Origin of the sequence: Lactobacillus sp. UCMA15818 (assembly GCF_030400225.1) — a bacterium.
Classification (GTDB): Bacteria; Bacillota; Bacilli; order Lactobacillales; family Lactobacillaceae; genus Liquorilactobacillus.
The window spans coordinates 90431-116484 of sequence record NZ_VJYB01000003.1 but is presented as its reverse complement, the minus strand read 5'-3'; the positions used below and the strand labels follow the sequence as shown (position 1 = coordinate 116484).

Below are 26054 nucleotides of genomic sequence, written 5' to 3'. Positions count from 1 at the left end.
AGGCTACCTAGCCTGTTTCGAACGCATTAAAAATTTCCCTATTGTGGGGATATTTACTTGATCACCCGCATAAAGTTTTCGACCTCTTCGATTATCCTGTTCACCATTAACCCAAACTTCATTTTCTTGCAAAAACCATTTTGCTTGTCCGCCAGAATCAATTATTGCAGCAATTTTTAGCATTTGCCCCAAAGTAATATACTCAGTTTTTAGAAGAATCTCATTATCCAACAACTTTCACCAACTTCCTCATTTAACTTCAATTATAAACTTTTTTAAAGCAAATAACAATCATACAAGGGCCTATTATCCGATATAAGCTATTTTAAGGTCTGTTAATATAAAGAGACTAGACACAGTTTAAAACCCACAGATTTGTATTTTTTGGCCTTTTAAGACTATTTTAAACAAAATAAAAAGAAATGAGCCGTAAACTCATTTCTTTTCTGTAATTTAGTATGAAAATTTATTCACCTTTTCTAATATGTTCTAACAGGAGTAATTAACTGGATAAAATGTTCTTGATCTTCACTAGGTACTAATGTGAACGGTCGTAAAGGAGCCGTAAATGAAATTGTAATTGTACTTTGTCCAAAAGATCTCAAAGCATCTTTCATGTAATCAGGATTGAATGAGATCTCAATATTATTTCCTGTTAATTTTTGAAATTTTAATTCTTCCTCAACATTACCTATTTCAGGTGAATTACTATAGATTGTTGCCTGTTGCTTTTCAGTATCTAATGCTAATTTTACAATATTATTTTGACCTGCATGAGATAGTAGTGAAGCTCTTTCGATTGATGCAAGAAATTCGCTTGTATTAAAACCAATTTCAGTTTCGGAATCTTTTGGAAGCAAGCGATCTGTATCAGGATAATTTCCTTCAAGTAATCTTGAATAAAAAATTGTGTTGTTGAACTCAAATAATATTTGATTTTCAGAGATTCTTACTTCAACTTGAGTTACATCTTCCCCAATCATTTTTGATAGTTCACTAAGAGACTTTCCTGGAACAATGATGTTATACGATACATCATCTGCAACTGTTATTGTAATTTTGCGTTGACTAAGGCGGTGACTATCTGTTGCAACTGCAGATAACTGGTTGTTTTTGATGGTTAAATGAACTCCTGTAAGAATTGGCCGACTTTCTTGAGTTGAAACTGCAATTACAGTCTGTCCTATTATCTGTTTTAAGACGTCACTTTCAAGATTCAAAGTATTTTCTGCTGTAATTTCTGGTAAATGAGGATAGTTTTCTGCATTTAGCCCCTTAATTGAAAATGATGCAGATCCTGATAGGATTTCTGTCTGATAATTCTCGGTTACTTCCAAAGTTAGTGTATCTTCAGGAAGTTTTTTAATAATTTCACTAAATATTCTTGCAGCTAAGATAACTTGCCCAGGTTCTTCAACTTGTAGTTGTGCCTGATCATCTTCGGCAGGAATAAATGTTTCAATCGAAATATCCGCATCACTACCTGTAAGCGTTAATCCCTTTGCTTCTAAATTTAATTTTATCCCTTTCAGTATAGGAATAGTTGTTTTTGTAGAGATTGCTCTTTGAACATCTGTCAGACTTTTGATGAACGCAAGTCTATTTATTGTGAATTTCATGAAGTGCCTCCTAAGTGTATATATATTAATTATAAAGTAAATAGTAATAGTAGTAGGGCCTGTTGATTCTGTGGAAAACTAGAGAAAGACTTGGAATTTAAAAGATATGCACATGTGTATATCTTGTGTGTAAGTACGCTTTTTGTTCACAGTAATTCACAGCGTACCTATTTTTTTAATTTGCTTTTCAAGTCATTAACTTCCCGTTGCAATTCTGAATCAGTATTTAATGCACCTGCAATTTTTTCATGTGCGTGAATTACTGTTGTATGATCTTTTCCTCCAAATTCATGGCCAATCTTGGGCAAGGAAGCATCTGTGAGTTCTCGCGCAAGGTACATTGCTATTTGGCGTGGAATTACAATATTTTTAACTCTTTTCTTTCCTTTTAAATCACTGATAGTGATGTGATAGTACTTAGCTACTTTGTCTTGGATTACTGAGATTGAAATTTCAGTTGATTTTCCATTAAGTTTTAAATTCTTTAAGGCATCTGCTGCCAAACTAGTGGAGATGGGAAGGTGGGTCATTGAAGCGTAGGCCTGTACCCGCACTAAGGCACCTTCTAGTTCACGAATGTTTGAGTCAATTTGTCCCGCTATATAGCTTAGTGTATCGTCAGGAATATCTAAATCGTCAGCATCGGCTTTGTTGCGTAAAATTGCAATTCTGGTTTCAAGGTCAGGTGGGGTTATATCAACCGATAATCCCCATTTAAAGCGTGATACAAGTCTTTTTTGCAGTTTAGGAATTTCATTGGGTAAGCGATCTGATGAAAGAACAATTTGCTTTTTATCATCATATAAGGCATTGAAAGTATGGAAAAATTCTTCTTGGGTTCCTTCTTTATCAGCAAAAAATTGGATATCATCTACTAAAAGTAAATCAACGCTGCGATATTCTTTGCGAAATTCTTCTTGACGTTTTGTTTGAATTGAGTTGATGAAATCATTAGCGAAAGCTTCACTGGTAACGTATTTGACTGTTGCTTGCGGGTTATTAGTCAACATTTGGTGACCAATTGCGTGCATTAAATGGGTTTTACCTAAACCAACACCTCCAAAGAAGAAAAGAGGATTGTATAAGGCTCCAGGCTCTTCTGCAACTACTAGTGCTGCGGCGTGTGCCATTTGATTACCTTTTCCGATAACGAATGTATTAAAAGTATACTTTTCATTTAGTTTGGTCTCGCGCATAAAAGTTGGGCGCGAATCAACTAACTTAGTATTTTTTTTTGTTCTATTACTAGAAAAGCCGGAAGAAAGCGGATTAGGTTCTTCAGGTAACTTGGCAATCACTGTAATTGTTTGATTGATTGAATCAGCAACAAGAGCGACAACTTGTTTGCTTAGATTTGCTTTCCAATAATCTTTATGTAAGGCAGTCGGGACTTCAATAACAAGTGTTTGAGATGAAAAAGCAATTGGCTTAACGGCTTTAAGCCAGGTATTATAGCTGATTGTAGATAATTTTGTTTTGAATTCATCACAAATGTATTGCCATAGGGTTTCAAGATCGGGCACGTAGATACCTCCTTTATTGTAACGTTCATTATAATAGTCTAGCATTTTTTCTAAAAGTTTTCCACAGGTATGTATAAAAGAAATAAACAAAAAGCACAGGGTGTAAATTAATTATCCACAGGGTAAAAAAAGAAGTACGGATAGTATTTAATTTTTCAACTTATCCACAGCTGATTTGCAAAGCAGAAGTGCTATTAAATAAGGGTAAAAAATAGTTTTCCACAACTTGAAGTTTGTTTGTGGACAAATTAGTAACACCCTGTGAATTGGTGTAGAAGCTTGTTAAGTGTTTTGTGGAAATAAAAAAAGTAAAAAGAGAAATCCACAGGAGATAAGCACTTTTTAACTTTTTTGTGGATAACTTTGCAGGTTGTTTTTTTATTTACTTTAATCCGTAGATAATCTATGATAAAATATCTTGCGTAGATAAGGACTTGACAAAAGCTTGTTTTTTTAGTAAAATTTTCGTTATCATTGTTAAGTGTCTATCAAGGAGGTGGAAAATCCAATGAAGAGAACATATCAACCTAAGAAACGTCATCGACAAAGAGTGCATGGCTTCCGTAAACGTATGAGTACAAGTAACGGTCGCTCTGTTTTAGCACGTAGACGTCGTAAAGGTAGAAAAGTATTGTCTGCATAGGCCACTGACCGTCAGTGGTCTTTTATTTTGATGTAGATTTTTATACGACACATGGAGATGGATTATGCGAAAATCATACCGTGTCAAAAAGGAAGCAGATTTTCAAAAAGTATTCATGCAAGGAAAGTCTTGTGCGAATAGACAATTTGTTGTTTATGTAATTGATAAACCAGATCAGTTACATTTTAGGGTAGGGATATCTGTAGGGAAGAGAATTGGGAATTCAGTAGCACGTAATTGGGTTAAGCGAAGAATTAGGCAGAGTTTAACAGAACTAAAACCTAATTTACGGCAGGATTGTGACTTTATAATTATTGCTCGTCCACCAATTTCAGGCGTGTCAATGGCTGATACCAAGAAAAACTTAATACATGTCCTACGCCTGGCTCATGTTTTGCTGAAATAAGCTTGTGAAGTGAGGGGAATGTAGTGAAAAAAACAAAACGTATTCTCACACTATTATGTGTTGTGGGACTAGTTTTTATTTTAAGTGGTTGTAGTACGTCAACAGTAACTCAGAATAGCTCTGGCATATGGGATCATTACATAATTTGGAGCTTTGTCCAAGCAATCATGTTTTTAAGTAAGGTTTTTGGCAATAGTTACGGTTTAGGCATAATTTTGTTTACAATCATTATTCGTGTCATTCTTTTGCCTCTTATGTTTTATCAGATGAAAAGCATGAGAAAAACAACAGAGTTACAACCCCAGTTGAAAGCACTGCAAGGTAAATATTCCGCAAAGGATACGGAAACGCAGAATAAGTTACGTGCAGAGCAACAAAAACTATATGCTGAAGCTGGTGTTAATCCTGTTGCTGGTTGTCTACCAATGGTAATCCAGATGCCTATCTTAATTGCTTTATATCAGGCTATTTTGAGATCTGAAGTTTTGAAGAGTGGTACATTTTTATGGATGAAACTTGGAGATAAGGATCCATATTTTGTTTTACCTATCTTGGCTGCAATCTTTACATTTTTAACTTCTAAGCTGAGTGTGATGTCACAGCCAGAACAAAATGGGATGACGACTGCAATGACATATGGGATGCCGATATTTATCTTAGTAACTGCAATCTCCTTACCATCAGCATTATCGCTTTATTGGGTGATAGGAAATGCCTTTTCGGCAGGACAGACACTGTTAATAAGTAATCCATTTAAAATTAATCGTGAGCGTGAAGAAAAGAAAAAAGTTGAAAAAGATAAAAAGAGAGTTATAGCAAAAGCAAAGCGAAGAGCATATAAAAGTAAAAGAAAATAAAAATGGTCAGTTTTGAGTAATTGCAAAATTATTCATAAGCTTTAAAATCAGGAAAGAAGCTCATAATTATTGGACGAATAAGTCTAGCAATTATGAGCTTTTTTGTATCTTGATTATTTTGAATTAAAAATCAAATATCTTTACTGTTCTGTTGTTGATTGTATATCAAGGTAGTCTAATAGTTTTTAGTGTTATATAATTAAAAATAAAAATATATTCTTATTTTTTTGATTTTGAGATATGCTAAAATAATTATTGTCAATGATAACTCTGGGAGGATTTGTATTGAAGAGAACGAGGCATGTTGTAGTAAGTTTTGTGAGTATAATTTGTTTACTTGTGCTTTTTGCATTTATACGTTCACTAGGAACAACTTATATTGAATCAAGCCATACATCTTATGAAATTAATGGGATGAAAAATGGTCTCAACTCTACTAAGTTCAATCAAGCAATTGATAGTTATACGAAAAAACATAAGATCTCAGCTATTAAGGTTTTTAGTGTACCGATTGTAGATGGTGGAAATGATACAAGTACCAGGATGTATGTATATGGGGAAAAAAGAAGGCTTCCAGCAGGAACTAAAGCAACAAAGAATGAATTCATGACTAGTGATATTAGATACCCATTGTATTTTATTGGTCATACAAACAGTTCCTCAATTGAAAAAATGTTTAAGAAAAATGGAATTCAATATGAAAAAGTTAATGAGAGTTGGAACTGGGGAATTCTAAATTTCCTAGATATCAATCAAGTCTTTAATTTAATATTACTAACGTTTTTAATACTAGGTATAGTTTTATTACTGGCAAATTTAAGAGAATTAAAGAAAATAAATATTAGAAGTCTTTTAGGAATGTCAAACTTTGAAGATGCATTCCGCAGTTTTTTATCGGATCAAAGCTATTTTGTGAGTGTTTATTTAATTGGTTTGATGATACTAGCACTATATATGCAGTTAAGTGGATTTACAAATACGTACCACATAATGTTATATTTTGCGTTCGTATTATACGTAATTGCAGCAGTAGTAATGATCTTTGTAGCAGTAATTAGGGCAAGGATTCATTCAAGACAGACGATTGTTAATGCTATTAAAGGCGATATGCGGAGTCAAATGTCATTCTATATTAATATGGCAATCAAAATTGTTATTGAAGTTTTTGTTTGTGTAGCTTTTGTCTCATTACTTGGTACCTTAAAACAAGATCGTCAATTAAAAGACCAGCTATCAATTTGGACGAAAGGGAAGACTTATTATACTGTTAATTTAGCCTCGATACAGAGTACAGCTGAGGAAACAAAGCGATTAAATCACAAAGCAGCAATCTTCTTTAATTACTTAGAAAACCATGGGGGAATGTTAGCTAATTATCAAGGTTGGAGCAGTAATCAGGGTAATGTTTCAGATTTGTTTAGTGGGCATGTTTTGAGTGTGAATGCCAATTATTTAAAGGTAAATCATGTTATTGATCCAGATGGAAATCAGGTGATTTTACCAAAAGACACGCAGACAACTTATATTCTCATTCCTACCAACCAGTATGCTGGACGGCAGCAAATTTTAAAATCATACCGTGAATACTTGTGGCTTAATAGTGCTGAGAAAAAGATGGGCGTAAAATTACATATTAAAGCAATTGAAATTAAAAAAGGACAGCAGCTTTTTACCTATAGTACAGCGGCACTAGATCTAGGTTATTATGAAGGAACTGTCAATTCGGCAGTTGTAGCGGTGTTATCAAATGAATCTCTAGGTGGAACAAGTCAAAAGAATGTGGACGCAAATAGTGTTTGGTTAACATATCTTTCTAATGAGGCTTTTCTTAGTCCGAGTGTTTCAACGATTCAAAAGGGAATGAAATTTGCCAGAATAACAAATTATATAGGCAGCATAATTAATACGAAAAGTTATGCAATGAAGCAACTAGCGACAGTTCAGAATAACTTGCGACTTTTAGTAACGGTCTTTGGAATTGCGTTATCAATAGTAGTGATTGAGAATATAGCGCTAAACAGTGTCTATTTTAGCAATAATCGCAAGAAAATCGCCATTCAAAGATTGTTAGGAACGCACTTTTTAAAAATATTTAGAAAGTTTATTTTCTTAATATTTGTAATGAGCCTCGTTGAAGCAGGCATAGTTTTACTGATTACTAAAGATCAAACAATTGCATTGGCACTTTTCGGACTTTCAAATTTTGGTGAATTTATATTATTAAGAATTCAAAGCAGGCGTTTAAATAAGAAAATATCCAGTGTAATAAAGGGGGAATAGAAGAGTGGAACATTCTTTAAGAATTAAAAATGCAAAAAAGGTATTTGATGACTATGTTGTATTTAATAATGTAAACTATACTTTTGAGTCTGGGAAAATGTATGCATTAGTTGGACCATCCGGTGGTGGAAAAACAACGTTATTAAATAGCATCGGACGATTGAATAATTTATCAGCCGGAACAATTACATTGGATGATAAAAATATTAACACGATAAATATTTTAGACTATTATCGAAAAATTATCGGCTATTTATTTCAAAACTATGCATTAGTTGATGAAGACAATGTCATGCAGAATCTAAATATTGTAAAAAAATATAAACTTTCAGAATTACAGAAATATCTTGAAAAATACGGTCTTACTGATAGGTATCTAAAAAGAAAGGTTTATACGTTATCAGGTGGAGAAACACAAAGGGTTGCTTTAACGAGACTTAGTCTACAAAATCCTTCAATTATATTGGCTGATGAGCCGACAGGTGCATTGGACAATATAAATCGGCAATTAGTTTTAACTAGTCTGCAAGAAATGGCAAATGCTGGGAAAATAGTAATAGTTGCGACACATGATGATGTTGTAAAAGATTACGTCGATGAACAGGTTAATATCTTGGACTTTAAATAAAGAAGAGATGGAGTGTGAATGGCTTATCTCTAAAATATTAGATGTAGGTACTATGTAATTTGAACAGAAAACAATATTAAGTGAATCCAAAAAAGGTGCTAGATCAAAATTTCGATCTAGCATCTTTTTTGATTACTATGAATAGTTGTGTTTCTAAAGTCAAAACTTTCTCTCTTTTTGGAGATATCAGCAATTCTACCAGATTACAACTCGTTTTTCTTCTGGCAGATACATTCCATCTTCAGATGAAATATGGAATGTTGAGTAAAAATCGGCCAAGTTTTGCGGTTGAATATTTGCTCTTAATTCATGAGGTGCATGAACATCAATGTTAAGTAGTAATTTCTGCCTTTCTAACGAAGATTTGAGGCACCATACACGAGCCCAGTTGAAGAAGAAATCCTTGAGATTTACATCTTCTTCTTTTTTGGCAGCTTCAAGGGCACAACTTAGACCACCAACATCGGCAATATTTTCTGAAACGACTAATTTACCATTTACTTTACCTGCTGGAGTTTCAAGTTCGTTAAATTCAGCAATCATTGCATCAGCAAGTTTCTGGAAATGTTCTAAGTCCGAGTCACTCCACCAATTATTTAGGTTACCAAATTCATCGAAATGAGAACCATTATTATCAAAGGCATGTGAGATTTCATGTGCAATAACTGCACCTATTCCCCCAAAGTTCTCACTTGAAGATTGATTTAAACTATAAAAAGGTGCTTGTAAAATTGCAGCGGGAAAGACAATGATATTATAAGAAGGATGATAATAAGCATTGACAGTAGATGCACTCATTTCCCATTCTGTCCGGTCAACAGGCTTCTTCCACTTATTGTAGTGGTCAATAATGGATAATTGTGTAAACTTGAGAGTATTACTAAACAAATCATTATCTTCAACGATAAATTTCTTGTAAATTTCTGTTAGTTTATCAGGATAACCAACTTGAATTCCAAGTTTTTCTAATTTTAAAATAGCTTTTTTCCGGGTTTCTTCACCCAGCCAATCGTTATCTTGTAGGCGCTCTTTATAAACATCAATCATCTTTTTGACCATGTCAATCACGTCTGTTTTTGCTTCTGGTCCGAAATACTTATGTGCATAGTATAGCCCAACTACTTGACTATAGACATTAACAGCCTGATAAAAAGCACTTTTTTGTGGTGACATTGGTTCTTTGCTTCCAGAGATCGCCCTAGAATATTCACCTGAAATGATTCGTGCTTCATCGGAAAGAGAAGAGCTCACTGATAATAAAGTCTTTGAGAGGAGCCAACTGCGCATATTATCGAAAGTTTCCGGATTAATAATTTTATCAAAAGCTTCGTAAAATTTTGGTTCAGCAACAATAACTTGGTCAGGATTGTCATGGATTAGTGCAGCTACATATTTTTTCAAATTGACATTATTACTGAATTTAAGAAAATCAGCAAAAGTATACTTATTGTAGCTCTTTACGTAGTCTGCCAACTCGGTGCTATCTTTCACATAAGGAACAATTGATTTATCGAAAGCCAACGTGCCCGCAATTATTTTGTTGGTAGCATCTTCAGCATAGCCAGCAAGCTTAAAGAGCTTGGCCAGCATTTTAGTATAGATTCCAAGGAGAGCCTTAGAAGACTCGTTGTCAGCTTCATAGTAGGTTTTATCTGGGAGAATCAGACTGGGAACATCTGCTGTCAGCGCATAGGCAGTCGTATTTTTCATATCAGGTGCAAGATAAATTGAAAAAGGTGTCGGATAATCTGCCAATGTTAATGAACCAAGTTGTTTTTCCCAAGACGCGAAAGAGTCAAGCTTTTCAATCACAGAAAGGTAATTTTTGGCAGGTTCAAAGCCAGCAGTATCTCTTTTTTTAAAATTAGAAGTTAACGCATAGAATCTTATGAATTCTTTTAGATAAGGATCCGTTACATTATTGGGCTCTTTTAACATTTTTTCAAAATCAGACATTAGTACCTTTTCAATATTGTCTGCCAAGTCTGCGAAACCGCCAGTAGATGATTTATCTGAAGGAATTTTGGCAGTCTTTAACCATTCACCATTCACTGCCTGATACAAGTTTTCTTTTATTAAATCTTTATTTACTGTTTTTGTCATAAATGCACTTCCTTTTTTCAAACTGAATAGAAAAACTAAATTCAAAGATAATTTGATTTAGAACTCAGCTGTATCAGGATCTGCAACGTGGCCAACAATATCTTTTAAATTATCAATTGTAGCCATATCAGAATCAGATAATTCAAAATCAAATAAATGAGAATTTTCCTCGATGCGATCCTCATGAATTGATTTTGGCAGAGGTAAGAAATCGTGTTGTAGGGACCAACGAAGACAGACTTGAGCGACTGTCCTGTTATTTTTTTCAGCAATTTCTGCCATTATTTTATCTGTAAAAATCTTTCCTGTGCCTAGAGGGCTGTATGCCTCTAACAAAATGTTTTCATTCCTACAATAATCGATGAGTTCTTCATTATAATCTCCAGGACAGATTCGAATTTGATTAACCATTGGTTTAACTGTTTGTGTTTCTTTTAAAATATCGAAATGGTGTTCTTTAAAATTGGAAACACCAATGGCTTTTATTTTTCCTGCCTTATATGCATCTTCCAATGCGCGCCAAGTGTCTTGCAGATGTTTCTTCCAATCAGAATCACGGAACATCTTGGGGTTTGGCCAATGAATCAAAAAAAGATCGAGGGTTGAAACTTGCAGATCGCGCAACGATTTTTCAATGGCTGTGGCTGCCTTTTCATAACTATGGTCAGAATTGGATAACTTACTTGTTATGAACAGACTATTGCGAGAAACGCCGCTTTCTTTAATAGCGGCCCCAATGCTTTTTTCATTTCCATACATTTCAGCAGTATCAATATGGCGATAACCTGATGATAACGCTGATTTCACAGCTACTTTTGCAATTGCCCCATCGGGTGTTTGCCATGTGCCGAAGCCAACAATTGGTACCTTTACACCATTATTTAGAGTATAAGTATCTATCAAACTTTTCATCGAAAAACCTCGCTTCCAAGTAATTATGAATCGTTAATACTATTTTACTACATTAACAGATAATATGGTAAAATGCTAAACATCTTCAAAATAAAATAAAGAAGTTAACCAAGTTATTTTACGACTACTATGAAATAAAATGCTATAATAAAAAAGGTAGTGGTGGATGTGTTTTTTATGTAAAACATAACTCAAACAGAAATTTCATAAGAAGGCAGATCAGTCTAACAACAGAGGTTTGGTTTCTTATTAAAAAATATATCGGAATTGTGAGTGTTTAATTGTATAATAAATAACGATATCTTGCGGAAGAAGGAGAACGATGATGGGATTAGAGCATAAGCCGGATAAATTGGATGATGAGCTTTGTTTTGCCATTTATACAGCACAAAAAATTTATAATAAGTTTTACGCTAGTGCATTAAAAGAGTATAAGTTGACTTACCCACAGTACATTACCCTTTTAACATTGTGGGAAAACGGTGAGCCGATGATGATTAAAGAAATTGGTGCAAAGTTAAGTCTTGATAATGGAACATTAACGCCATTATTAAAGAGGATGGAAAAGGATGGCTGGATTGAGCGTAAGCATAGTGATGAGGATGGGCGTCGGGTTTACATTGCACTGTCAAAAAAAGGAAAGAATAAGAAGTACGAGATTAAGGGTAAGTTGACTTCATGTTTTGCGAATGTTGACATGACGTCACAGGAATATAAAAATGATGTCTCCTTGATAAAGAGTATCGGGAGAAGAATTGACCCAGAGAGTTAAAATTAGTTTAATTTTGGGATGTAAATGACGGACCGCTTTAAAATATGGATTATAGTTCTAATGTGTAGATAAGACGATAGAACCGTGTCAAAGATGATTCTTGACACGGTTCTATTACTGACTCTGGATATAATGTAATAAAATTTAATTTTTAATCCAGCCTTGGAGCCTAATTCTAAAAGCGTACGCATGTAAATATTAATTATGGAAATCCGATAGACGTTGCTTGAACGAAATTTCAGGTTATGAATCATAAGAAGATATGTGAAATTATGGGGACTAATAAATCAACAACTGCTCCAATTACAACAACGGCAATAGCTGCCATTGAGCCCTCTACAGAACCTATTTCAAGCGCAAATGCGGCTCCAATTGTGTGACCGGAAGTTCCTAGTCCAAGTCCAGCACCAATTGGATCAGCACCCAAGTGAAAGATTTTGAAGAGATACTTTCCAAGCGCATAGATAATGACAGCATTTAGGATACAAGCCATTGCGGTGATTGATGCATTGCCGCCAATGGCAGTGGAAATAGGCAATGCGATTGCAGTTGTTGCTGCTTGGGGAAGCATTGATGCGATACTAGTATGATTAAGTCCCATAAGTTTTGAAAAAGTGATAATCAATACTAAGGATAGCGTTGTTCCAATCAATAAACCGGCCAAAATATCTTTCCAGTATTTTTTAACAATGTCGTTTCTCTTGTACAAAGGAATTGCAAATGCGATAGTTGCTGGGCTTAAAAACCAGAAGAGGATATCTCCGCCCGGTTTGTATGCTTTCTGATAAAAGCTGGCGATATTTATATTTAGTAACTTTGAGAGTATGAACAGTATAAAAATACCTAATATCATTGCAACAAACAAAGGTTGGAATAAGAAGAAACCGTTAAATTTCTTGAATAGTTGCTGACCTATCAGATATACGAATAGTGAAAGAAAGATTCCAAAAAAGATGTTAGTAAACATTGCCATGACGATCATCTCCATTCGTTACTTGAGCTTTTTCAGCATAGATTTTCTTCGTAAGTAGTTTAGCTTGCTTAGTTTTTTCTTGGTGTGTGTGCAAGAAGATAAAGAAACGGGTTGTATACGCTGTAACGACTAACAAAATGATTGTTGAGAAAAGGACGACTGATACGAGTTGCACACCGGCAGTTTTCATTATATCTAAGTTGGCTGCAAGTGAAATACCGGAAGGTACAAAAAGAAACCCAATGATGCTGATAAGGAAAGTGCCAAGAGATTCGACCCATTCAATTTTGATGATCTTAAATGTTAATAGAGAATATAGAATTATTAAGCCAATAACTGGAGTGGGAACAGGCATTGATGCTGGGAATAGGTTAGAGATAATGTTTGAAACAAAGAGAATAGCAGAGTATATACCCATCTGTAATAAAACGGAAGCTCCATTCTTTTTTGAATTCATCATAAATCATCCTCCTTTAATTATTTTCAAGGTAAGGATAACTTAAGCTGAAACAAAAAAGCATATTTATTGGGTTAAATGTAAAAAAAGGGGAGTGAACAGTTCATTTGAAGGGATGAATGAAGTACTACATGTTTAGAATAGATTTTAAACTTTTTAAGTAAGAACGACCTACAGGGACACGTTGTTGATTGGTTAATATTAGTATGAAATTATGATTGAACCAAGGTTGAACTTCAGCGATGTTATTGATGTTAACAATTGAACTGCGATGAACTTGTACAAAATTTTGCTGATCTAAATATTCACGTAACCAAGATAGGGTTTCATGTGAAACGTAAGTATTGTCCATCGTATAAATTGATAGGAGCCCATTTTCTGTAACAGCTGAAACGACCTCGTTACTTTTTATTACAACCGTACGATCTTCTGTCGGAATTGAAATAAAGCGATTCTTGTCTGGTAGTACGGGTTCTTTTTTTGATTTATCCCTATTTAGAATAGCCACTTGAGCCTTCTTAATTGCTTGGTTAATCCGAGATTGTTCAAATGGTTTTAAAATATAGTCAAGGGCATTGATATCAAAAGCTTGGACGGCATAATTTGAATATGCTGTTGCAAAAATTACAAAGGGGGAAACGGCCAATTGATTGAGTTCATTTGCTAATTTGAACCCATTTTCGTTGTTTAAAGAGATATCTAAAAACAACAGATCAACTTTTTTACTTAAGATGATATCGAGTGCTTCTTGGATGCTCTCTGCTTGATATGTAGTTGTTACTGCAATATTTTGTTTTAAAAGGAATTCTAATTCATTACGTGCAAGCGGTTCGTCATCAATAATAAGTACTTTCATTTTATATTCCTCCAGAGAAATGGTGATGATAAGTCCAAGTTAATTATACAGCAAAGTCAACCACTAGCGAAGACGCAGAAAGACTAGGATTAAGTAACTTTGGACACAATAAAAAAAGCGCAGCAGGAGGAACCATGTAAAATCACGCCAAATCTCTTAAAATAAGCCTTGTCTTTTCGTTTTTTTGAATAAGTACATAAACATGTTTTCCTGGGATATCGTCTATTGAACCAAGATCTAATTCGTAGCCATCTTGGATAATATTTACAGCTAGTATTCGTTCTTTCAAAAATTGCTTCACAGCCTTGCCTAAAAGACTGTGCTCATTTGTTTTTTTAACGGCTGCGTTTAAAGTATAACCATCATTAATGAAGGTTTGAATCATTGAGACCTTCAAAAAAGTAAAATGGCTGTACTTTCGATGGCGGCCGTCACAGCTTTTAGAATCATTTTTATTATCTTCGGACTTTATATACCCTTTTTCTTCCCAATAACGAAGTTGCCGCTGTGAAACACCCGTTGCTTTTGCAATTTCGCCAATTCCCAAAAGAAAGTGTTCATGTTTCAAGATTTCTTTGAATCGATCAACGTAGATATTATTTTGTGCACTATCCATAATAGTCTCCCTTTGTAAGCTTCTATTCAATAATTGTAACTTTTATTACAGTTTTGTCAATTAATTTGACAAAGAAAAAAGATGAGTATATATTTAGAAAAGTGAGACTTGTATTTTTTTCATATAAAGAAAATTAATACTTAATATTAAATGACATTTGGCAAAAGGGAGAGAATTTAAATTGGATAAAGCAATTGATCAAAACGGAAAGCCCTATAATAGAGCACTTCTTGTGACTTTATTATTAGTTGGTTCGTTTTGTACGGTATTGAATCAGACAATCTTAACAACAGCATTTCCGACTCTTATGAAGAGCTTTGATATCAACACATCTACTGTTCAATGGCTGTCATCAGGTTTTATGATGGTCAGTGGTGTGATGATACCAATTAGTGCTTGGCTTACAACCAGAATGAACTCGAAAATGTTATATCAAAGTGCCATGTTTGTTTTTCTAATAGGGACGCTAATTTGTTACACGGCACCTAACTTTGGTTTCTTATTAACGGGTAGACTTGTACAGGCCTTGGGTGTTGGTGTAACAATGCCATTGCTACAGACCTTGATGTTAACCATTTTTCCTGCTAATAGACGTGGTGCGGCAATGGGAATGGCTGGGCTGGTTATTGGTGTAGCACCTGCTATTGGGCCGACTCTTTCTGGTTGGGTTATTGATAACTACAATTGGAGAGCATTATTTGGAATATTAATTCCGATTTCCGTAATTGTCTTTATTGCCGGTTTTTGGTTAATGAAGAGTGTTTTACCAACGAGCAAAATTAAACTTGACTGGTTTTCAGCTATGCTTTCTACAATTGGTTTTGGCAGCTTACTTTATGGATTTTCTGAAGTAGGTGAAAAAGGTTGGGGAAGTGCAGTAGTCTTAATAGGAATCATTGTTGGTGTGATCTTTGTGATTACATTTGGTATTCGTCAATTCCGTTTGGAAAAACCATTTTTAGATTTAAGGGTTCTAAAAAATCCTGAATTTTCAAGTGCGGCGCTTTTAAGCTCTGTTTTGATGATGGCAATGATTGGGGTTGAAATGGTATTACCATTATATCTGCAAACAGTTAGAGGAGAAAGTGCTTTTCATTCAGGGTTAACTTTATTACCTGGGGCATTAATGATGGGAATATTGAGTCCAATTGCTGGTCGGGCCTTCGATAGAATTGGTGCAAAACGTTTAGCAATTACAGGACTATTCTTACTAACAGTAGGAACAATTCCATTCATGTTCGTGACAAAGACAACACCTTTATTATATATAGTTACACTTTACGCAATTCGAATGGCAGGGATAGCAATGTCAATGATGACAGTAACGACCTCTGGGATGAACTCATTGCCTATTAAGATGATGAGTAATGGGACGGCCGTAAACAATACCATTCGGCAGGTAGCAGCTTCCGTGGGGACAGCTATTTTAATTAGTATTTTAACAAATGTTACAAAGAGTGATATGCCAGCTAAAGCAATGCTTAAATCTGATCCGTTAGCTTACAAAAATGCTGCTTTTTCAGCAACTTTAGGTGGTTATCATGCCGCATTCATTGTGGCTATAGGTTTCAGTGCAATTGGACTCCTAGTTGCTTTCTTTGTAAGCAGTAGCACTCCAAAAGAAATGCTGCATAAAAAGCAGTCAGTTGGGGGTGACAAATAATGATCATCTTTAGTTTAATCATTTGTGCCATACTTTTATTTGTTTCAATGATTAATATTGATAAAGCTCTTTTACGAAATGTTTTAAGTGTTATCTTTGCGCTAGGTTTGATCGTTTCAATGATTTTTTTGATTGAAAATGATAAACGTCATTTTGGAATGCATAAAGTGGAAAATGTTAAGACCAGTAAATTGGTTTCAACCGCTTCTTCAAAACAAATTAATTTGTTATTGTATCAAACGGTTGGTACTTCGGGTAAAGAAAAAGTGTATATCTATAAAGCTAAATCAAGTCAGAAAAAAGCAACGACAACTAATCCAGATCCTGCGAATACACAAAATAAGGTACGAAAAACAAGCGGGTCAGCAAAACTTGTTACGAGAACCCTTAGATGGGAATATAAGAGTAATTCTTATAAGTTTTGGTTTGGGATTTTAGGGAATGGGCACAAATTAATTCGCCATTACAATACTTTTAAAATAAATGACACTTGGGCTGTCCTCAGTACACAACAAGCTAAGAAATTGCAAAAATTAGCTAAGAACGAAGACCAAACTAAGGTTCAAGCTCAAGCCAAGGCATATATTAAGGCACAAGTTAAAGAAAAATTAACAGCAGCTATGACCAAGGATCCAACCATGTCGACACAAGAGCAACAGGCATTAACAGCTAAAGCTAGTCTACAGGCACAAAAGGATTTTAAGAAGCAAGCATTGCAAGAATTGATTAGTGAAGCAAAAAGATAAATTTGAGTAGGTTCACGACAAAATAATTGGGTATATGACATGAGTTAGTAAATTTGACTACTAACATGAAGTTACGAACAGCGAGGGTTTTGCTATAAGTAATTTGAAGTTAGATGGAGAATTTTGACGCATGTAACACGGCTACTCTAAATAAATAATGGAGCTAGATCAAAGTTTAACTTTTGGTCCAGCTCTTTTTATCATGTTAAAAGCTATCTGAAGGAGTTCTTTAACAAGTGTACTAATTTGAATAACTTAATTAGATAGTAGCTATATTGTTATTAGGAATATTAATCTGGATTGTTGTACCTTCCTCAGAACTTGTAATCTGTAGATGACTTTCATTTCCATATAGGCCAATTAACCGTCTATTCAGATTAACTAATGCTGTTCCTGTTCCTGTACTTGATGCGATTGTTTCTTGTCCTAAACGTGTGCGCAATTCTGGGTCAATTCCGACTCCGTTATCTTTGACAATGATAACAATATTTTGTTTTGTTTGACAGACCGTGATTGTTATCTTGTTGCCATTTTTTCTAATGGGAAAAGCATGTCTGATTGAATTTTCAACTAAAACCTGAATGCAAAATGGTGGAACCTTGGTTTGTGGACTTGCGGAAATTTTGTAATCAATTATATATTTTTCAGGGAACCTGGTTTGTTCAAGTGAAAGATATGAATTTACGTGTTTTTTTTCTTGCTCTAAGGGGATTTCCGTTTCGGAGATTCCCTGCAGACTTGAACGAAAGAATGTACTTAGCTGCATCAATGAACTGCGAGCTTGTTCAACATTTGTCCGCATGAGCGCACTGACGGTATTAATCGCATTGAAAAAGAAGTGTGGGTTTATTTGAGCCTGCAAAGCTTTAATCTCTGCATCGCTAATTAATTTTGCCTGTTCTTCAGCCATTCCTAGAGCTAGTTGACCAGAAAAAATTGATGCAAGGCCAGTAGCAAGATTTTCTTCAACGGGTGTGAGGCTCTCGGCTTTATTAAAATACATCTTAAGTGCACCAATGGTCTTATTATTGACCTTTAAGGGGAGTACTATTGCGGACGCAAGGGGACAGTCCGGATGGGGACAGCCTATCTCGTTGCGGTGGTAAGCATATTTAGTTTCACCACTTGAAATTACGTGTTTCGATAAATCTGTTAAAACTACCTGACCCGCAAGATGATGGTCTTCTCCAGCACCAATATGTGCAAGGACGTTCACTCTATCAGTAATTCCGACAGCATCAAAATTAGTGAACTCTTTGATGATTTTGCAGACTTGATGGGCAGAGTTGATATTAAGACCCTGTCTGAAATAAGGAAGGGTTTCGTTTGTTAGATTCAAGACATTATGAGTTTGTACAGCCATCAATTGTTGTTCATTTGAAAGGTATGCATTCAATATTGAGATGAATACTGAAACACCAATACTATTGAGTAAACACATTGGGATTATAATCAGCTTAACGAGGTCTAGTCCGCTAAAAACAGCAACGAAAGCCATCTGGATGAGTTCTGCAAATAACCCTAGGAGTGCTGCACTGAAAAAAGAAGGATAAAAGTTGTTTTGACGAAACTTTTTCGATAAAAATCCAATACAAAGACCAACCAAAGTAGAACTAAAGATATAAAAGAAATCTGAGAAGTTTCCTTGAATTACACGATGTATCCCGCCAAAGAAGCCAACAAAACCACCAACAAAGGGACCACCGATTATTCCAGCAACTGTAATCACGAGTGTTCGAGTATTCGCAATAGAATCAGATTGTGGTAAACCAGTTAGAAAAGGAGCTTGAATCAAAGTATTGTCTTTCGCTATTTCAACACCAGTTAGATTTGATATTATAGCAAAAATAGTAAAAATTAGGATTAGAAAAAGCTTAGCTTTACGTGTTTTTTTGTCAATTAGTTTGCGAAAAAAAGGGACGTTGACTAATAGAAATGCTAAAACAAGTATGATTCCAAGTCGTTGAAGTAACAGGATAAACAATGTGAACATTTAACAAGCTCCCTTCATAAATGACAATGTTATAAAGCGATTTTAACATACAGAAATATTTTAATCTATTAGTTGGTAAGCGTATATGATTAATTGACAACTTAAGTAATTTAGTTAGAATTAATCTAACTATAACGTACACCTTGTGAAAATGAGGTTACAGGTGAGATAGCTGTTATTTTAAGATGAACAAAAAAAATTTAGAAGGTGAACTTGAATGATTTTCGAAGATATTCATCATATTGCAATAATTTGCCATGATAGAAAGGAAACACTTAGTTTCTACGTTGATAAGCTTGGTTTCAAGATTATTTCAGATTATAGAAGAATTGAAAAAAATGATGAGAAAATTGATGTAGAAAAGGGGAACCTACGGCTAGAATTATTTATTAAACCAGATGCCCCTAAGCGCCTATCATATCCGGTTGGTGAAGGAACAGGACTAAGACACCTAGCATTCAAGGTTACGAATATTGAAGCGATTGTTGAAAATTTTAAGGCTCAAAAAATTAGAGTAGAAGAGATAAGAAGAGATGACTTTACGGGAGAGAAGATGACGTTTTTCTTTGATCCAGATGGATTACCACTGGAACTGCATGAATGATATTTCTCGAAAGAGTCCAGGCAGTATGCTTCCAAGGTTTAAAAGAAGTCGACTTCAATTTGCAGAAAAAAAGCAGCAATTATTTGAGTAATTAGATAATAATAAGGTTAGATTGTTACAGCAAGATAGAATTTTAACTTTTAACGCAGCTTTATGCTAAAATTACGGATGGATAAAAACATTATTTTTTATGGAACGTCGTTGTGACAGTGCTGTAGCTGGTTTTGATTTCTTCAGGATAGCTAATCGTTGTGACAGCTAGAACCTGTATTTTTGCTCCAATTTTTATAGGTTCAGCAATGGCTTCGACCTTGCCATCTTTTACGGTTGCAAGATGATTTGTATTGATGTTAATCCCAACAGCTGCAAACCCGACTGGGGCGTTTAGATTAGCCAATATACTGGCTGCTGTTTCGGCAAGAACAGCATTAATGCCGCCATGTAATAAACCATAGGGCTGCTTATGTATTTCATCAACCTCTAGGGAAAGGACAACTTGTTGTTTAGATGTTTTAATAGTTTTAATGTTTAAGTATTCAAGCAGATTCATTTGGAATGCCTCCAAGATTAATTTATTCTTATTGTAACAGAAAGGACTATGAAGATGACAACTAGAGAATGGACGAAGGTTAAGAACTACCAAGAAATAATTTTTGAAAGAACTGGGAAAATTGCTAAGTTAACGATGAATAGACCAGAAAAACGTAACGCTTTTACACCACTGACAATTGAAGAGTTAATTGACGCTTTTACGATTTGCCGAGATGACAGTACAGTTGGGGTGATTATTTTAACAGGTGCCGGAGATAAGGCATTTAGTTCAGGTGGAGATCAGAGTATTCGTGGAAATGGCGGGTACGTTGGATCTGATAAGATTGCCAGATTAAATGTGCTTGACTTACAGCATCTGATTAGAATAATTCCTAAACCAGTTATTGCAATGGTTAAGGGATGGTCAGTCGGTGGCGGCAATATTTTACAACTGGTCTGTGACTTAACAATTGCTGCTGATAACGCAATGTTCGGACAAACTGGTCCGAAAGTGGGGAGCTTTGATGCAGGTTATGGATCAGGATATCTTGCACGGGTAATAGGGCACAAACGTGCAAAGGAAGTTTGGTTTATGAACCATTGGTATACAGCTGATGAAGCATATGCGATGAACTGGATTAACAAGGTTGTGCCTTTGGAGCAGGTGGAAGAGGTAACACTTGAATGGTGTGATGAGATACTGACAAAGTCTCCAACTGCCTTACGCTTTATAAAGGCTGCAATGAATGCAGATACGGATGGTTTGGCTGGCATTCAGCAATTAGCTGGGGATGCTACAATGCTCTTCTATACTACCGATGAAGGAAAAGAAGGGCGCGATGCTTTCAATGAGAAGAGAAAACCAGATTTTGATCAATTTCCCAAATTCCCTTAATAATTGAAAGGGGATGCTATGTTTTGGAAAATTGGTTAAATAAACAAGCAGCACTTGTTCCTAATAAAACAGCGTTAGTTTTTGAAAATCGAAGCTGGTCTTTTCAACAATTAAAAGACGAAACAGGGATGCTTAGTGGTAAGTTACAGAATATAATTGACAAATCAACCGGGCGAATCGGATTTTTGGCTGCAAATACTCCTAGCAGTTACTTGACGGTACTAGCATTACAGGAACTGGGAGTACAGATTGTTTTACTTAACTTCAGGTTGAGTTTATTTGAATTATCAAAGCAGATTAAAATTGCAAATGTGGACCGTGTTTTGGTTGATGATTCTTTACAGACAAGAAATAAAGAGCTAGCAGAATTAACAGAATTTGCAGATGTCAGATGTTGGAAGCTATCACAAATAAAACAACTTGCCAAGCACGAACCTCATGTGGTAGAAGAATACAAAGATGACCAAGTAACAACAATCATGTTTACTTCAGGAACAACTGGGAATCCGCATGGAGTATTACAGACATTTAAGAATCATTTCTTTTCAGCTGTAGGTTCAGCTATTAATCTTGGTTTGCAAGCCAACGATATGTGGCTATGCGCAGTTCCAATCTTTCATATTAGTGGATTCTCAATAATGATGCGCAGCTTAATATATGGAATGCCAGTGTTGCTAGTCGAACATTTTCAGGAAAAGCAAATAACGTGGTTGCTGCAAGAACAACCTGTTACTTTGATGTCTGTGGTTCCGCAAATGTTGAAACGGCTGTTAGAATCGTTCCCTGCAGGAGGGTACAATCAGGATTTTAGATGTTTTCTTTTGGGAGGAGCTGCAATTGATGAACAGACACTGCGGCAGTGTATTGCCTTAAAGCTACCGGTTATTCAATCTTATGGTATGACAGAAACTTGTTCACAAGTCGTTGCATTGAGTTTTAGTGATGCGCTAAATGCAGTAGGGTCTGTTGGGAAACCACTGTTTCCTGTGCAGCTTAGAATTAATGAAAAAACAAAAGAAATTGAAATTAAGGCACCTAATGTTGTGTCTGGATACTTAGGAGCTACACATATTTTTGAAGAAAAATTAACAGAAGATGGCTGGTTTAAGACGGGTGATGTTGGACATTATGATGAGGCTAAATTTTTGTTTGTCGAGGGAAGAAAAGGTGAGATGTTAATTTCTGGGGGCGAGAATATTTTCCCAGATGAGATTGAGAATGCATATGCTGGATTTCCAACAATTACCGAATTTGCAGTCTGTGGTGTTCCTGATGATAAGTGGGGTGAAGTGCCGGTAGGATTTTATGTTGGTTCTCAAATGATTTCAGATAATGAATTGATTGCGTATGGGAGTAAAAAATTGGCTCGGTTTAAAATTCCCAAACAGTTTGTGAAAGTAGAAAGATTGCCACGAACAGCTAGCGGTAAGGTAAAGCGCTACGAATTAGCAAAGGAGTTAAGGCAATAAGCAAGTTAAAAGAGAACTTTATCCTCGTTGTTTTGAATTGCCATCCAAATTATAAATTGCAAAAAGTTGTTTATCCTTAGTGGATGATTCTACTAAAGATAAGCATTTTTTTATTTTTGACATTATATTGCCAATCTTTGTCCTAAAAACATAACTCTGATTAAGTGGTTGGTCATGTTTTTACACTATTATTTGGCGATAGTGGTAATTAATACATTGTTTTGAAAAAAAGTTGAAAAAACATTGGATTGTTAGAGAATGCGCTTTCAACTATATTAATCTGTGAACAAAGAAACAATGAGGAGGAAAATTTAAATGATTGATTCATGGATTAATATTTTTAGTAGGGTCTATATTGTAACGGGAGGATCATCGGGAATTGGCAAGGCAATTATAACTGAATTATTGAATAATGGGGCAATTGTTTATGATGCAGATTTAAATGAAGGGGGCTTTAAGGATAAGAATTTGCACTTTGTAAAGACAGACGTAACTAATAAAGCAGAAGTAAATTCTTTGGTAAATAAAGTTATTTCTGAACAAAAGCATATTGATGGATTGGTTAATAATGCGGGAATAAATTTGCCACGTTTGTTGGCGGATGCGACTGATCCAGAGAGTAAGTATGAATTTACAGAACAAAATTTTGAGAAAATGTTTGCAGTAAATGTAAAAAGTGTTTTTCTAGTATCGCAAGCAGTTGTTCATCAGTTTGAAAAACAAAAGTATGGTGTTGTTGTAAATATGTCTTCAGAGGCAGGATTGGAAGGTTCACAAGGCCAGAGCGTTTACTCTGCAACTAAGGGCGCAATCAATGGATTTACACGCTCGTGGTCTAAGGAACTAGGGGAACATAACATCCGAGTTGTTGGAGTTGCACCTGGTATTATGGAAGCCACGGGCTTGCGGACTCTATCATATGAAGAAGCACTAGCATATACACGTCATAAAACGGTTGCTGATATCCGTGCTGGTTACAAGAGTACAACAACAACACCATTAGGTAGAAGTGGAAAGCTTTCAGAGGTTGCTGATGCTGTCAATTATTTATTATCAGATCGTGCAAGTTATATTACAGGAGTAACAATCAATGTTGCCGGTGGGAAGAGTCGTGGCTAAATTAAAAATATGGTGAGATTATGGATAGACAAAATTTTGAAATGTTGGATTTCTTTATTAAAAATGAAGCGTTGGCTTTGGAGGAGATACAAACACGCTTTAATACTTCGAGGGTAACTATCGCAAAGAATATTCGCGAGATTAATAAGGAGCTTGATGGAGTTGCCAAGATTAATGTTAATAAATCAAAGTTTTATCTAACAATAGAAGATTATGCTGCTGTTGTTAAAATTCAAACTAATTTTTTAAAACAAGATTTGGACTTTAATGATCCAAACAAGAGACAAGCAGCAATTCTACAAAAGTTACTAATGCAAAATCAAAAATATATTGCGCTTGATGATTTGGCAAGTGAGCTATCAGTAAGTCATGGAACAGTCAATAATGATTTGAAGGCGTTGAAAGAATTAGTAGCTTTTTATGGTGTAACAGTACAAGCAAGACCTAATAACGGAATTCGGTTGAATACTGAGCATCTATACAGTTATGCGGTAGTCGCTAGGAACATAGTTGCAAAATATTATGACTTTGATTTAATTTTGAACAGTATATTTGATAGTGAGTTAACTGGAGCAGTCAAAGAAGTGGATGATAATAACGATACGGTTACGATGGTCAAACGGAACATTTCGATTATTGTTTGGTTAAGAAAATATGGCATTCAAATTAATAAGCCATGCAGATATTATCACGAAGTAGTCCGAAGTGAAATGATAAGAAAATTAAAAAAAGTAATTTCAAACATTGTTTCAGAAACTTTGAATGATGGGGAATGGGAATTTATCCTTTATCCGTTCAACATAAAAAAATTATCTGCAAGTGACGATGAACTGATTGAATATGCGCTAAACGATGTTGGTGAATTAATGAAGAATGTTTTTCCAGTTGTTAAAGAAAAGCTGGACGTGAATTTGGATTTCGATCGCTTGCTTATTGAATTAAGGTATCATCTATTATTTTTAATTAATCGAGCCATTTATGGGATAAAAGCAGAGGGAGTTATTTCGAGCAGTATATTGAATAAATATCCAGTTGCAGCTGAATTAGCACAAGAAACATTAATGTTGATGACTAAAGAAACCGGTATTAAATTTAACAAGAATGAATTAAGTTATCTAGGTATTTATTTTCAGATGGAACTTGAAGAGTATATGTCTTCACCAGTAATTTACAGAATTGCTATAGTTAAGCCTATAAGTAATGGGATGAGAAAGTTTATTATTGAGCAATTAAAAGAATTGTTAAATGAAAATTTAAAGATTGATTTGTTTAATTCACAGCTTGAATTAGAAACGAGTTCAAATAAATACTTGCTGATTTTTTCAAACAGTTTACCGATAGAGAATAAGTTAGTTAATAAGTCACCGGTAATTAGATTGAATTCGGTTTTTAATCAAGGAACTTTGCGTGAACGCTTGCAGATTTCATTAGTTGACGAAGCTATTAATAATGGTTTTTGCAGGTTTGATGTAACTAAATTTACTGGGAAAGATGATTCGTATACTGAACGAGTCAAACAGCTTATTGTTCATGAAATATCGATTGGACAGCTTAATGAGGAATTCTTAAATGATTGGATAAAGCGTGAGCGCCTTTCAAGTAATATTTTAAGTAGTGGTGTAGCTTTGCCGCATGTAATTGATAAATCAGGGCTTAATAGAATTTTAGTTACGGTTGGGCTTTTTAACAAGCCGGTTACTTATGATAGTAGGAAGGTCAAGGTTGTATTTCTTGTCGCAATTCCTTATAAGCTGGATGCAAACTTAAGCAGGATTTTGGCACAGGTTTATGACTTGATCAGAATCATAGCAACCAATGGCAATATCTTTAATAACTTGAAAAATTATGATCAAAACCGGGGATTAATTCAATTGATGGAGGCGATTTGATGTTACTTTACTTTGGTATAATCTTAGTGGCTGCCTTTTTATTACAAGGCTTACTGGGACTAAGACAGATAAAAAATTTTTCTAAAACGTTCCACAAGTTAAGAATGTTAGCACCAGTGGCAATTGGGAAAAACCCAAAGAAATTAAGATCAGGAACTTTAATTCTGATTGCTGTAGAAAACAATGGTGAAATTAAAGAAGCCCAAATGATGAAAGGGGTAACTATTTTTGCAAGGTTCAAAGAATTGAAAGCGCTTAAAAATAGAAACTTGGCTGAGGTTGCTTCTTCTTATGAACAGTTAAAAAATTTCGACAGATTGACAAGGGTATGTTTACTGGATGCCTATAAAAATTATATTAATTATAAAACCAACAAATTAAAGTTGCAGGATGTTGATACGAGTATCAAAATATGGAGCTTGCCAATGGTAGAGAAAATTAAGTCGCTTTATTACAAAGTATTAGGAAGTAAGCATAAAAAACAAATTAATTAATAAGGA

25 protein-coding genes are annotated in these 26054 nt (G+C 34.9%); 14 read left to right on the top strand and 11 right to left on the bottom strand.

The features are described from left to right. Window positions 1–3: 3 nt before the first annotated feature. The 3 genes from yaaA to dnaA form a co-directional block, all read right to left on the bottom strand. Entirely contained in the window at window positions 4–231 is a 228-nt protein-coding gene (yaaA, locus tag FFX44_RS05905; protein ID WP_289978842.1) for a S4 domain-containing protein YaaA, read from the bottom strand. Window positions 232–479: 248 nt separating this feature from the next. Beyond that, the gene (gene dnaN, locus FFX44_RS05900; protein WP_289978838.1) at window positions 480–1619 is read right to left on the bottom strand and encodes a DNA polymerase III subunit beta; all 1140 of its coding nucleotides are present in this window, start codon (window positions 1617–1619) and stop codon (window positions 480–482) included. Window positions 1620–1786: 167 nt separating this feature from the next. Next, window positions 1787–3142 carry a chromosomal replication initiator protein DnaA gene (gene dnaA / locus FFX44_RS05895; RefSeq protein WP_289978836.1) on the bottom strand — a complete coding sequence of 452 codons (1356 nt, stop codon included), beginning with the start codon at window positions 3140–3142 and terminating at the stop codon, window positions 1787–1789. A 508-nt stretch (window positions 3143–3650) separates the two neighbouring features. On the opposite strand from dnaA, the gene rpmH reads away from it, so the two are divergent. From rpmH to FFX44_RS05870, 5 genes are all read left to right on the top strand, one after another. Then, window positions 3651–3785: a 50S ribosomal protein L34 gene (gene rpmH, locus FFX44_RS05890; protein ID WP_289978833.1), complete on the top strand. Its 135-nt coding sequence runs from the start codon at window positions 3651–3653 to the stop codon at window positions 3783–3785. A gap of 64 nt (window positions 3786–3849) precedes the next feature. Continuing rightward, window positions 3850–4191 carry a ribonuclease P protein component gene (rnpA, locus tag FFX44_RS05885; RefSeq protein ID WP_289978832.1) on the top strand — a complete coding sequence of 114 codons (342 nt, stop codon included), beginning with the start codon at window positions 3850–3852 and terminating at the stop codon, window positions 4189–4191. 23 nt (window positions 4192–4214) lie between these two features. Continuing rightward, on the top strand, window positions 4215–5048 hold the full coding sequence (yidC, locus tag FFX44_RS05880; RefSeq protein ID WP_289978829.1) for a membrane protein insertase YidC: 834 nt from the start codon (window positions 4215–4217) through the stop codon (window positions 5046–5048). A gap of 285 nt (window positions 5049–5333) precedes the next feature. Continuing rightward, window positions 5334–7328, top strand: coding sequence for a DUF1430 domain-containing protein (locus tag FFX44_RS05875; RefSeq protein ID WP_289978828.1), 1995 nt, complete (start codon window positions 5334–5336; stop codon window positions 7326–7328). 4 nt (window positions 7329–7332) lie between these two features. Then, window positions 7333–7956 carry an ATP-binding cassette domain-containing protein gene (locus FFX44_RS05870; RefSeq protein ID WP_289978826.1) on the top strand — a complete coding sequence of 208 codons (624 nt, stop codon included), beginning with the start codon at window positions 7333–7335 and terminating at the stop codon, window positions 7954–7956. A gap of 195 nt (window positions 7957–8151) precedes the next feature. On the opposite strand, the gene FFX44_RS05865 is transcribed toward FFX44_RS05870, so the two are convergent. Next, a complete protein-coding gene (locus FFX44_RS05865; RefSeq protein WP_289978825.1) occupies window positions 8152–10059 on the bottom strand; it encodes a M13-type metalloendopeptidase in 1908 nt (635 codons plus the stop codon). A 57-nt stretch (window positions 10060–10116) separates the two neighbouring features. Next, window positions 10117–10971: an aldo/keto reductase gene (locus FFX44_RS05860; RefSeq protein WP_289978821.1), complete on the bottom strand. Its 855-nt coding sequence runs from the start codon at window positions 10969–10971 to the stop codon at window positions 10117–10119. Window positions 10972–11296: 325 nt separating this feature from the next. On the opposite strand from FFX44_RS05860, the gene FFX44_RS05855 reads away from it, so the two are divergent. After that, window positions 11297–11743, top strand: coding sequence for a MarR family transcriptional regulator (locus tag FFX44_RS05855; RefSeq protein WP_289979062.1), 447 nt, complete (start codon window positions 11297–11299; stop codon window positions 11741–11743). A 250-nt stretch (window positions 11744–11993) separates the two neighbouring features. Here the strand turns inward: FFX44_RS05855 and lrgB are convergent, their stop codons facing one another. The 4 genes from lrgB to FFX44_RS05835 form a co-directional block, all read right to left on the bottom strand. Then, window positions 11994–12716: an antiholin-like protein LrgB gene (gene lrgB, locus FFX44_RS05850; RefSeq protein WP_289978818.1), complete on the bottom strand. Its 723-nt coding sequence runs from the start codon at window positions 12714–12716 to the stop codon at window positions 11994–11996. After that, the gene (locus tag FFX44_RS05845) at window positions 12700–13176 is read right to left on the bottom strand and encodes a CidA/LrgA family protein (RefSeq protein WP_289978817.1); all 477 of its coding nucleotides are present in this window, start codon (window positions 13174–13176) and stop codon (window positions 12700–12702) included. The genes lrgB and FFX44_RS05845 overlap by 17 nt, the downstream gene beginning before the upstream one ends. A 124-nt stretch (window positions 13177–13300) precedes the next feature. Further along, complete coding sequence (locus FFX44_RS05840; protein ID WP_289978816.1) at window positions 13301–14029, bottom strand: LytTR family transcriptional regulator DNA-binding domain-containing protein; 729 nt, start codon at window positions 14027–14029, stop codon at window positions 13301–13303. Window positions 14030–14171: 142 nt separating this feature from the next. Then, a complete protein-coding gene (locus FFX44_RS05835; RefSeq protein ID WP_289978814.1) occupies window positions 14172–14645 on the bottom strand; it encodes a MerR family transcriptional regulator in 474 nt (157 codons plus the stop codon). Window positions 14646–14826: 181 nt separating this feature from the next. Here FFX44_RS05835 and FFX44_RS05830 point away from each other — a divergent pair, with 181 nt between their 5' ends. Both FFX44_RS05830 and FFX44_RS05825 read left to right on the top strand, forming a co-directional pair. Continuing rightward, the gene (locus FFX44_RS05830; RefSeq protein WP_289978812.1) at window positions 14827–16308 is read left to right on the top strand and encodes an MDR family MFS transporter; all 1482 of its coding nucleotides are present in this window, start codon (window positions 14827–14829) and stop codon (window positions 16306–16308) included. Beyond that, window positions 16308–17054 carry a DUF4811 domain-containing protein gene (locus FFX44_RS05825; RefSeq protein WP_289978811.1) on the top strand — a complete coding sequence of 249 codons (747 nt, stop codon included), beginning with the start codon at window positions 16308–16310 and terminating at the stop codon, window positions 17052–17054. The genes FFX44_RS05830 and FFX44_RS05825 overlap by 1 nt, the downstream gene beginning before the upstream one ends. 259 nt (window positions 17055–17313) lie before the next feature. Here FFX44_RS05825 and FFX44_RS05820 read toward each other — a convergent pair whose 3' ends face one another. Then, the gene (locus FFX44_RS05820; protein ID WP_289978810.1) at window positions 17314–19047 is read right to left on the bottom strand and encodes a LytS/YhcK type 5TM receptor domain-containing protein; all 1734 of its coding nucleotides are present in this window, start codon (window positions 19045–19047) and stop codon (window positions 17314–17316) included. Between the two features lie 217 nt (window positions 19048–19264). Here FFX44_RS05820 and FFX44_RS05815 point away from each other — a divergent pair, with 217 nt between their 5' ends. Further along, window positions 19265–19651, top strand: coding sequence for a VOC family protein (locus tag FFX44_RS05815; protein ID WP_289978808.1), 387 nt, complete (start codon window positions 19265–19267; stop codon window positions 19649–19651). A 181-nt stretch (window positions 19652–19832) separates the two neighbouring features. Here the strand turns inward: FFX44_RS05815 and FFX44_RS05810 are convergent, their stop codons facing one another. Further along, complete coding sequence (locus tag FFX44_RS05810) at window positions 19833–20201, bottom strand: hotdog fold thioesterase (RefSeq protein WP_289978806.1); 369 nt, start codon at window positions 20199–20201, stop codon at window positions 19833–19835. A gap of 54 nt (window positions 20202–20255) precedes the next feature. On the opposite strand from FFX44_RS05810, the gene menB reads away from it, so the two are divergent. From menB to FFX44_RS05785, 5 genes are all read left to right on the top strand, one after another. Next, a complete protein-coding gene (gene menB / locus FFX44_RS05805; protein WP_289978804.1) occupies window positions 20256–21077 on the top strand; it encodes a 1,4-dihydroxy-2-naphthoyl-CoA synthase in 822 nt (273 codons plus the stop codon). A gap of 23 nt (window positions 21078–21100) precedes the next feature. Then, window positions 21101–22546: an o-succinylbenzoate--CoA ligase gene (locus FFX44_RS05800; RefSeq protein ID WP_289978802.1), complete on the top strand. Its 1446-nt coding sequence runs from the start codon at window positions 21101–21103 to the stop codon at window positions 22544–22546. Between the two features lie 315 nt (window positions 22547–22861). Beyond that, the gene (locus FFX44_RS05795) at window positions 22862–23665 is read left to right on the top strand and encodes an SDR family oxidoreductase (protein WP_289978800.1); all 804 of its coding nucleotides are present in this window, start codon (window positions 22862–22864) and stop codon (window positions 23663–23665) included. 20 nt (window positions 23666–23685) lie between these two features. Beyond that, window positions 23686–25554 (top strand): HTH domain-containing protein, encoded by a 1869-nt coding sequence (locus FFX44_RS05790; RefSeq protein WP_289978796.1) that lies wholly within the window; start codon window positions 23686–23688, stop codon window positions 25552–25554. Then, window positions 25554–26048 (top strand): transcriptional regulator GutM, encoded by a 495-nt coding sequence (locus tag FFX44_RS05785; protein WP_289978794.1) that lies wholly within the window; start codon window positions 25554–25556, stop codon window positions 26046–26048. Before FFX44_RS05790 ends, FFX44_RS05785 begins: the two co-directional genes overlap by 1 nt. Window positions 26049–26054 lie beyond the last annotated feature (6 nt).